7 protein-coding genes and 2 other annotated features are annotated in these 9,069 nt (G+C 39.1%); all 7 genes read left to right on the forward strand.

Going from position 1 to position 9,069, the window contains the following annotated elements:
* A partial coding sequence (locus ACESM9_RS12630) for a hypothetical protein (protein ID WP_372999207.1) occupies positions 1–1,197 on the forward strand: 1,197 nt, incomplete at its 5' end.
* A 191-nt stretch (positions 1,198–1,388) separates the two neighbouring features.
* Positions 1,389–1,585 (forward strand) — a binding site (T-box leader).
* Positions 1,586–1,778: 193 nt separating this feature from the next.
* Complete coding sequence (locus ACESM9_RS12635) at positions 1,779–2,849, forward strand: pyridoxal-phosphate-dependent aminotransferase family protein (protein WP_372999210.1); 1,071 nt, start codon at positions 1,779–1,781, stop codon at positions 2,847–2,849.
* Positions 2,850–2,865: 16 nt separating this feature from the next.
* Positions 2,866–3,807 (forward strand): D-2-hydroxyacid dehydrogenase, encoded by a 942-nt coding sequence (locus ACESM9_RS12640; protein WP_372999213.1) that lies wholly within the window; start codon positions 2,866–2,868, stop codon positions 3,805–3,807.
* Positions 3,785–5,032 carry a DUF1015 domain-containing protein gene (locus ACESM9_RS12645; protein ID WP_372999216.1) on the forward strand — a complete coding sequence of 416 codons (1,248 nt, stop codon included), beginning with the start codon at positions 3,785–3,787 and terminating at the stop codon, positions 5,030–5,032. The genes ACESM9_RS12640 and ACESM9_RS12645 overlap by 23 nt, the downstream gene beginning before the upstream one ends.
* Before the next feature lie 333 nt (positions 5,033–5,365).
* A complete protein-coding gene (proS, locus tag ACESM9_RS12650; protein WP_372999219.1) occupies positions 5,366–6,811 on the forward strand; it encodes a proline--tRNA ligase in 1,446 nt (481 codons plus the stop codon).
* 69 nt (positions 6,812–6,880) lie between these two features.
* Positions 6,881–7,078: a binding site (T-box leader), on the forward strand.
* Positions 7,079–7,128: 50 nt separating this feature from the next.
* Positions 7,129–8,400: a serine--tRNA ligase gene (serS, locus tag ACESM9_RS12655; protein ID WP_372999222.1), complete on the forward strand. Its 1,272-nt coding sequence runs from the start codon at positions 7,129–7,131 to the stop codon at positions 8,398–8,400.
* Positions 8,401–8,566: 166 nt separating this feature from the next.
* Positions 8,567–9,069, forward strand: a 503-nt coding sequence (locus ACESM9_RS12660; protein WP_372999225.1) for a DNA-3-methyladenine glycosylase I, incomplete at its 3' end; no start/stop codon positions are given.

Here is a 9,069-nt window from a genome sequence, read left to right on the forward strand (position 1 = left end):
TTCATAGATGGTTTCAGGTATGTACCAGAAGAATATATGGCTAAAGTAGAAGTAGATTGGAAAGATGATTCAAACTTAACTGTGGTTTTTAAAGACATGTATGAAGGCCAATCATATCCTATAAGCTTCAATGGAGCAAAAACCACAACAGGTGAGGAATACAAGGAATTCGAAATGAATAAGGTCTTTGGTTTCCTTGTTCAAAAATCCAGGAAGATATCTAAGGCTGATGGAAAAGGCAATATTGTTTCTGATATGCCTATAGAAGATGAAATATTAGAGTTGGATGATATATCACCAGATAGCAGGTATGCTTTCGCCTATAGAGTGCTGGATACAGGAGGAGATTTTTATCCAATAAGACCAATACTTCTGGAGCTTAAGGATAAAGGTACAGTGAAACACTTCCTGAAGGGAATTGATTATATTCAGGGAGTGATATTTGGAGCTAAATGGTTCCCTGATGGAAAAAGCTTTATAGTTTATACCAGCAAGACGATACTCTTCTATTCTTTGGAGGATGCATTGGAAGGCAAACCGGGAAAGGTTATTTTTGAATATGCTCCAATTCAAATGGATTATATTTTAGGTGCTGAGATATCTCCTGACGGAAGCCAGATAGCAGTATTCAAATCTGAATATAAGGATTATCATGAAGAAGGCAGCAGGCTGATGGATATTTACTGCATCGATGTTAAAGGGAATATTGTACAAACTATTGAAGATGTATTCTATCATAGCAGCAGTGACGGTTTTCCCATTCCTTTGAAGTATGATTGGAAGGATAACAATACTATCATATCGGAAGGATACAGTCAGGAAAATGATGAAGTAAATATATACAGCATAGATTTGAAGAATAAGAAGACAAATGTAATTGTTGAGCATGCTTCTAATCCAAGCCTTTTAGGTGATGTTCTGGTAGTAAGGAAGGCAGAATACGATGAAGAAGGTAACTATATGGTTTATGGCGATGGGCATGTTATCAACATGAATAACAACAATATAGAGGATGTTATAGCTGGAAATCTATCTTATTCTGTATATGGTCTGGGAGATAATAATATAATAGCCTATGAGTTGTATGAAGATTACTACAATACTCATATATATGACAGGACTAAGGATACAGTATTAAAAAAGTTTCAGGGTATGATTTTTGGCTCCGATAAAGAGTATTTCTATATATTGAGATAAATAGCCATAGAAAAATAGCCCCGGGGGCAGGGCTATTTTTTATGGCTTCATCTTTTGTATTTTGGGTTGGTTTTCTTTAGTTCTAAATAAATTTTTCTCATAAAATAAGAGATTTATACATAAAAGTTAATAAAAATATAAAAAATAGGCTTGCATTTTTAAAAAAACCAGTGTATAATAATCCGCAATAGCCGAAACCTATGACAGGGAAAATGATAAAAACTGAGTAAAGAGAGCCGACGGTTGGTGCGAGTCGGTCTGAGGTTTTATCCTATCCACCCTGGAGGGTTTGCGATGAGCAAAACGGGAGCAGCCGTTACACTGCATAGAGAGGATCATATATGATCAATTTGGGTGGTAACGCGGAAGTCAGCCTTTCGTCCCTTTATGGGATGAAAGGCTTTTTTAGTTAGATATTTAAGATTCAGCGGAGTAGGTGCGAAAGACTTCCCATAGATGATTGAAGTTACTATTCCTTATTGAGATATGGTTAACTTGGGTGGCAACACGGAAGTATGTCTTTCGTCCCTTGGTGGGCGAAAGACTTTTTTTATATACAATTTTCAAAGGGGGAAACAGAAATGCATAAAAAATTATTTATTCCAGGACCCATTGATGTGGCACAAGATGTATTGGAGCAAATGACAAAACCTATGATTGGCCACAGGTCTAAGGAGGCTTCCAGTCTTCAAAGAAGAATAAGTGAAAAACTTCAAAAAGTTTTCTATACAAAGGAGCAAATCCTTCTCTCTACATCCTCAGGCTCTGGTCTCATGGAAGGAGCAATAAGGTCCTGTACAAGAAAGAGAGCAGCAGTTTTTTCTGTAGGAGCCTTTGGAGATAGATGGTATAAAATGGCGGTATCAAACAATGTGGCTGCAGATAAGTTTGCTGTAGAGCCAGGAGAAGCCATAACACCGGAAATGGTGGATGAAGCTCTTGCTACGGGTAAATATGACTTGATCACAATAACTCATAATGAAACCTCAACGGGGGTGATGAACCCTGTTTATGAAATATCAGAGGTTATGAAAAAGTATCCGGAAGTGGTATGGTGCCTAGATGCTGTAAGTTCTATGGGAGGGACCAAAATAGAGGTGGATAAGCTGGGAGTGGATATATGCATCACATCAACTCAAAAATGTCTCAGCCTGCCTCCGGGAGTGGCAATAGCATCCATGTCACAAAAGGCAGTGGAGGCAGCAAAGCAGGTGGAGTTCAGAGGGGTATATCTTGACCTGTTAGCACTATATGAATATATACAAAAAAAGGATCACCAATACCCATCAACACCAGCTCTATCCATAATGTATGCCATGGACTATCAATTGGATAAGATTTTGGCTGAGGGTCTTGAAAATAGATTTCAAAGGCATTTGGAAATGGCCCAATATGTCAGAGCCTGGGCTAAAGAGAAGTTTGAAATTTTTCCAAATGAGAAATATGCGTCAAACACACTAACTACCATAAAGAATACAAAAGGCATAAATGTAGCCGCATTAAATAAGGAATTAGGCAATAGAGGCTATGCAATATCAAACGGCTATGGGGATTTGAAGGAGAAAACATTCAGAATAGCTCACATGGGAGACTATAACTTGGATGATGTTAAAGGATTATTGGAGAATATAGATTATATTTTAGGTGAGTAAGGAGAGGAGTAAAATAATGTTAAGAATATTGATTGCAGATGGAATGGAAAAAACAGCTGTAGAAAAGCTTAAAAAAATGGAATTTGAAATTGTTGAAAAGCATTATGAACCAGAGGAATTGCTAAAGGAGATAAAGGAATTTGATATATTGGTAGTTCGTTCAGCTACTAAGGTTAGAAAACCTATAATAGATGCTGCCTGTGAAACAGGTAGACTTAAGCTAATTATACGAGGTGGTGTAGGCTTAGATAATATAGATGTGGATTATGCGAAAGCAAGAGGAATAATTGTGAGAAATACTCCCAATGCCAGCAGTGCCTCTGTAGCTGAGCTGGTTATTGGACATATGTTTAATTTGGCAAGATACATTCATCATTCCAATATTACCATGAGACAGGGGAAGTGGAATAAGAAGGCCTATGAAGGCATTGAGATTTTTGGAAAAACCTTAGGGGTAATAGGCTTCGGAAGAATTGGCAGGGAAACTGCCAAAAGAGCAAAGGCACTAGGCATGAATGTTATATATACCGACATAGCAGGAGAATTAAAGGAGTTTAATGACTATAAATACATGGCTATGGATGACTTGCTGGCTTGCTCCGATTTTGTTACACTTCATGTGCCTCACAGTGGAGGAAAAGCTGTCATAGGAAGGGAAGAGATCGCTAAAATGAAGGATGGAGCTTATTTAATAAACTGTGCAAGAGGAGGAGTGGTGGATGAGGAAGCCCTGCTGGAAGCTTTGGATAATGATAAGCTGGCGGGAGCTGCGGTGGATGTATATGTTGAAGAACCTGCAAAAAACTGTCCTTTGTGCAACCATGAAAAGGTATCCTGTACACCTCACATAGGAGCTTCTACAATGGAAGCTCAGGAGAGAATAGGCGAGGAAATAGTAGAAATTATTCTTGATTTCTATGAAGGGAGCGAGTTAAATGGCTGTGTTGAAAGCCTTTAAGGCAGTAAGGCCTATAGCGGAGCTTGCTTCGCAGATAGCAGCATTACCCTATGATGTGATGAATAGTCAGGAGGCAAGGATGGAGGCTGGTAACAATCCTTATTCCTTCCTCCATGTAGACAAGGCTGAGATTGATCTTGATCAATCCATAGATATTCATGATAAGAGGGTGTATGAAAAAGCCAGAGATAACCTTAATATGATGATGGAAAAAGGTTGGTTGATGAAGGATAAGCAAGATATGCTTTATATATACAAACAGGTTATGGATGGCAATGAACAAGTTGGTCTGGTTGGCTGTGTTTCTGTAGATGATTACATCAATAATAGAATTAAGAAACATGAAAATACCCGGGCAGATAAGGAGCAGGACAGAATAAATCATGTAAAATATTGCAATGCAAACACAGGCCCCATTTTTCTAATGTATAAGGCAGAGGAGGGGGTAAATGAAATAATAGAGCATTGGATGAAAAATAACTCACCTATATATGATTTTACCTCGGAAGATGGCATAGGCCACATGGTTTGGACTATTGAAGACCAACGAGTTATAGATAAGCTCATATATTTGTTTCAGAATATAGATAACTTATATATTGCCGACGGTCATCATAGGGCAGCCTCCGCTGTAAAGGTTGCTATGATGAAAAGAGAGGAAAACCCAAGCTATACCGGTGAGGAAGAATTCAATTATTTTCTTGGAGTGTTGTTTCCTCATAATCAGCTTAAAATAATGGACTATAACAGGGTAGTTAAGGATCTAAATAACTATACTATAGAGGAATTTATTGAAAAGGTAAAAGAGAACTTTATTGTGGAGGAATATACTGATAAGGGACAGTATAAGCCCGGTAAAAAGCACGACTTCGGCATGTATCTCAACCATAGGTGGTATAAGCTTACTGCTAAAGAGGGTGCTTATGATGATAAAGATGTAGTGGGAAGCTTGGATGTATCTATATTGCAGGATAATCTATTAAACCCTATACTAGGTATAAAAGATCCGAGGACTGATGACAGAATTGATTTTGTAGGAGGAATAAGAGGGTTAGGAGAGCTGGAGAAAAGAGTGGAGGAAGGCATGGCTGTAGCCTTTTCCCTTTATCCTACAAGTGTTGAGGATTTGATGAGAATAGCGGATCTTGGAAAAGTAATGCCTCCCAAGTCAACCTGGTTCGAGCCTAAGCTGAGAAGTGGGCTGTTTATACATGAACTGGAATGAAAAAACCTTCTTGATCAAAAGTAAATATTATTGACGATATTTGCACAATAATATATAATAAGCCTGAATATATTAGGCAATGAAGAGGAAAGAAGAGCAAGCAAACCAATAGAGAGAAAAACCCATAGGCTGAAAGGTTTTTCAGGTGAGAGCTACTCCGACCCACCTCAGAGTTGTTGGTGATGAATCAACCGGTGAGCCGTCGTTACTGGCTTAGAGATGGCATGAGCATTCATGCTAAGTTGGGTGGTACCGCGAACACAACCTTCGTCCCATTATGGAGATGAAGGTTTATTTTTTAGGATAAAATATTGAATGAAGGAGTGAAAATTCATGGGAAAGAAAAAAGAGCAGGATTTTGTAAAAGAGATTACCCCAATGGAAGAGGATTTTTCCCAATGGTATACGGATGTCATACTTAAAACTGATATGGTAGACTATGCGCCTGTAAAAGGATGCATGGTTATCAAACCTTATGGATATGGAGTATGGGAAGAGATACAAAGGGTTACGGATAGAAGATTTAAAGAAACAGGCCACAAGAATGCTTATTTCCCTTTGTTGATTCCGGAAAGCTTTTTAAAGAAGGAAGCAGATCATTTCGAAGGCTTTGCTCCTGAAGTTTTGTGGGTTACCCATGGAGGTAATGAGGAGCTTGCTGAAAGGCTGTTTATCAGACCAACTTCAGAAACCATAATCTGTACCATGTATTCCAAGTGGGTTCAATCCTATAGGGATTTGCCTGTATTGATCAATCAATGGGCAAATGTGATCAGATGGGAGAAGACAACAAGACCCTTCCTTAGAACCGCTGAATTCTTATGGCAGGAAGGCCATACAGTTCATGCCACTGAGGAAGAGGCTCAGGAAGAAACATTAAAGATGCTGGAAGTATACAGACAAGTGGCAGAGGATGAATTGGCTATGCCTGTAATCCTTGGCCAAAAGAGTGAAAAGGAAAAATTTGCAGGTGCCAACAAGACCTATACCATGGAAGCAATGATGCATGACGGCAAGGCTTTACAGGCAGGCACATCCCATAATCTAGGCCAGAATTTTGCTAAGATGTTTGATATTCAATACCTGGATAGAGATGGCGTATTGAAATATGGCTGGAGTACATCCTGGGGCGTTTCAACAAGACTAATAGGCGGAATAATTATGACCCATGGAGACAATAGAGGCTTGAAGATGCCACCTAGAGTCGCACCAATACAAGTTGTAGTTCTGCCAATAGCTTTCCATAAAGAAGGTGTATTGGATAAGGCGTTGGAAATCAAGAATGAATTAGCTAAGACCTTCAGAGTGGAATTCGATGATAGGGATACTTACAGCCCAGGCTGGAAGTTTAACTATTGGGAGATGAAAGGTGTACCTCTAAGACTGGAGATAGGGCCCAAGGATATTGAGAAGGGTCAGGTTACAGCAGTAAGGAGAGACACACTAGAGAAATTCACATTGCCTATGGAGGGCTTGACAGAAAAAATACAGGAGATATTGGACGATATTCATCAAACCATGTTTAATAACGCATTAAAAAATAGAGAAGAAAAGACCTATACAACTACAGATTATGAAGAAATAAAGAAGATAATGAAAGAGACTCCCGGATTTGTAAAGACCATGTGGTGCGGCAGCAGGGAATGCGAAGACAAGTTGAAGGAGGAAACTGCAGCTACTATAAGATGTCTCCCCTTTGAACAGGAGCACTTGGGAGATACATGTCCCTTCTGCGGTAAGAAGGCAGAGCATATGATCTATATAGCAAAGGCGTACTAGATAACATTTTTGTATAAACTGCTTGAAATTTTCAATAATAAGTAGTAATATATATTACAATCATATATTGGAAATGCATTGATGGGAAAAAGTAAATGTAACTGCCATAAAGAGAGTCGGCGGCTGGTGGGAGCCGATGGGCAAGGCATTGAATTCCATCCCGGAGCAGACTGTGATGAGCAGGAACGGTGAAAACCGTTAAATACTTGAGAGAGCAGCACATGCTGCTAACTAGGGTGGCAACGCGGATAACCTTTCGTCCCTTTATGGGTGCGAAAGGTTTTATTTTTTAAGAAATTAATAAGGAGGAAAAGATTATGTTGGATATAAGAGAAATAAGAGCCAATCCTGAAGAAGTCATAAGAAAGCTTAAAAGAAGAGGCGGGGAATATAGAATCTCTGAGATTCTGGAACTGGATGAAAAGAGAAGGGATATGCTGGCTTCTGTTGAAGAGCTGAAAGCCAAGAGAAACAAAGTATCCGAAGAAATCGCAAAGATCAAGAAGGCGAAGGGCAATGCTGATGACTTAATTGCAGAGATGAAAGTTGTTTCTGATAAGATTAAAGAAGATGATGATAAGGTAAGAGAAATAGAAGATAAAATCACACAAGTGCTTTTGACCATACCCAATACACCTAATGACAGCATACCTGATGGCAAATCAGATGAAGACAATAAAGAAATGAGAAAATGGGGAGAACCTACTAAATTCCCTTATGAACCAAAAGCTCATTGGGATATTGGAGAGGATTTGGGAATACTGGATTTTGCTACAGCTGGAAAGGTTACAGGTACCAGATTTACATTTTATAGAGGCCTAGGGGCAAGACTTGAAAGAGCATTGATAAACTTCATGCTTGATACTCATATAGCTCATGGATACACTGAGATATTACCCCCCTATATGGCTAACAGCAAAAGCATGCAGGGGACAGGACAACTGCCTAAATTTGAAGAGGATATGTTTAAGGTGAACAACACCGATTATTACCTTATACCAACAGCAGAAGTACCTGTTACCAATATACACAGAGAAGAGATATTGGAGGGAGTAGAGTTCCCAATAAAATATACTGCCTACAGTGCTTGCTTCAGAGCAGAAGCCGGCTCAGCAGGAAGAGATACCAGAGGGCTTATCAGACAGCATCAGTTTAACAAGGTTGAGCTGGTGAAATTCGCTCATCCGGATCATTCCTATGAGGAGCTTGAATCACTAACCAATGATGCAGAGAGAATCCTTCAATTATTAGGCTTACCATATAGAGTTGTATGCTTATGTGCAGGAGACATAGGATTTTCATCAGCCAAGACCTATGACTTGGAGGTGTGGATGCCTAGCTACAACAGATATGTAGAAATCTCAAGCTGCAGTAACTTTGAGGATTTCCAGGCCAGAAGAGCAGACATAAAATTCAAGGAAAATCCAAAGGATAAGGCTAGATTTGTTCATACTCTCAATGGTTCAGGAGTGGCAGTAGGCAGAACTGTGGCAGCTATACTGGAAAACTTCCAGCAGGAAGACGGAAGTGTCCTTATACCGGAAGTATTAAGACCTTATATGGGTGGCATAGATAAGATAAGTAAATAGCAGAAAGAGCTAAAAGTTCAATGGCGCTAATCATTTAAATATGATTGGCGTCATTTTTTTCATTGTATGAACTATTGGACGATTATAAAAATTAGTGATATAATTTCCTAGATGCCATTTGTAATAATTGTCATACATGACAATAAACACTAAAGGAGTGGGTGCAATGAAACGGTGCAGTTGGTGCGGTAACGATGAATTGTACATAAAATATCATGATGAGGAATGGGGTGTGCCTGTTTATGATGACAGGAAGCAATTCGAATTCCTTGTGCTGGAGTCTGCCCAGGCTGGACTGAGTTGGATAACAATACTGAGAAAAAGAGAGAACTACAGAAAAGCCTATGATGATTTTGATCCTGTATTAGTGGCAAATTACGGAGAAGAAAAAGTACAGGAACTGATGAGAAATGAAGGCATTATAAGAAATGAAAGAAAGATCAGAGCTTCAATAAATAACGCCAATAGGTTTCTTGAGATTCAAAAAGAATTCGGCAGCTTCTGCAATTACATATGGGGTTTCGTAGATCATAAGCCTGTCATAAACAACTGGAAAAGCGTATCAGAGCTTCCTGCAAAGACGGAGTTGTCAGAGAGAATAAGTATGGATATGAAAAAGAGAGGCTTTCAATTTCTGGGTCCTGTGATTATATACTCTCATATGCAGGC

This window comes from Lutispora sp. (assembly GCF_041687175.1).
Classification (GTDB): domain Bacteria; phylum Bacillota; class Clostridia; order Lutisporales; family Lutisporaceae; genus Lutispora.

What these genes read in the sequence shown, in the direction of transcription:
- ACESM9_RS12635 (WP_372999210.1), top strand. Translation starts at nt 1,779, where the DNA reads ATGCATAAAAAATTATTTATTCCAGGACCCATTGATGTGGCACAAGAT.
- ACESM9_RS12640 (WP_372999213.1), top strand. Translation starts at nt 2,866, where the DNA reads ATGTTAAGAATATTGATTGCAGATGGAATGGAAAAAACAGCTGTAGAA.
- ACESM9_RS12645 (WP_372999216.1), top strand. Translation starts at nt 3,785, where the DNA reads ATGGCTGTGTTGAAAGCCTTTAAGGCAGTAAGGCCTATAGCGGAGCTT.
- proS (WP_372999219.1), top strand. Translation starts at nt 5,366, where the DNA reads ATGGGAAAGAAAAAAGAGCAGGATTTTGTAAAAGAGATTACCCCAATG.
- serS (WP_372999222.1), top strand. Translation starts at nt 7,129, where the DNA reads ATGTTGGATATAAGAGAAATAAGAGCCAATCCTGAAGAAGTCATAAGA.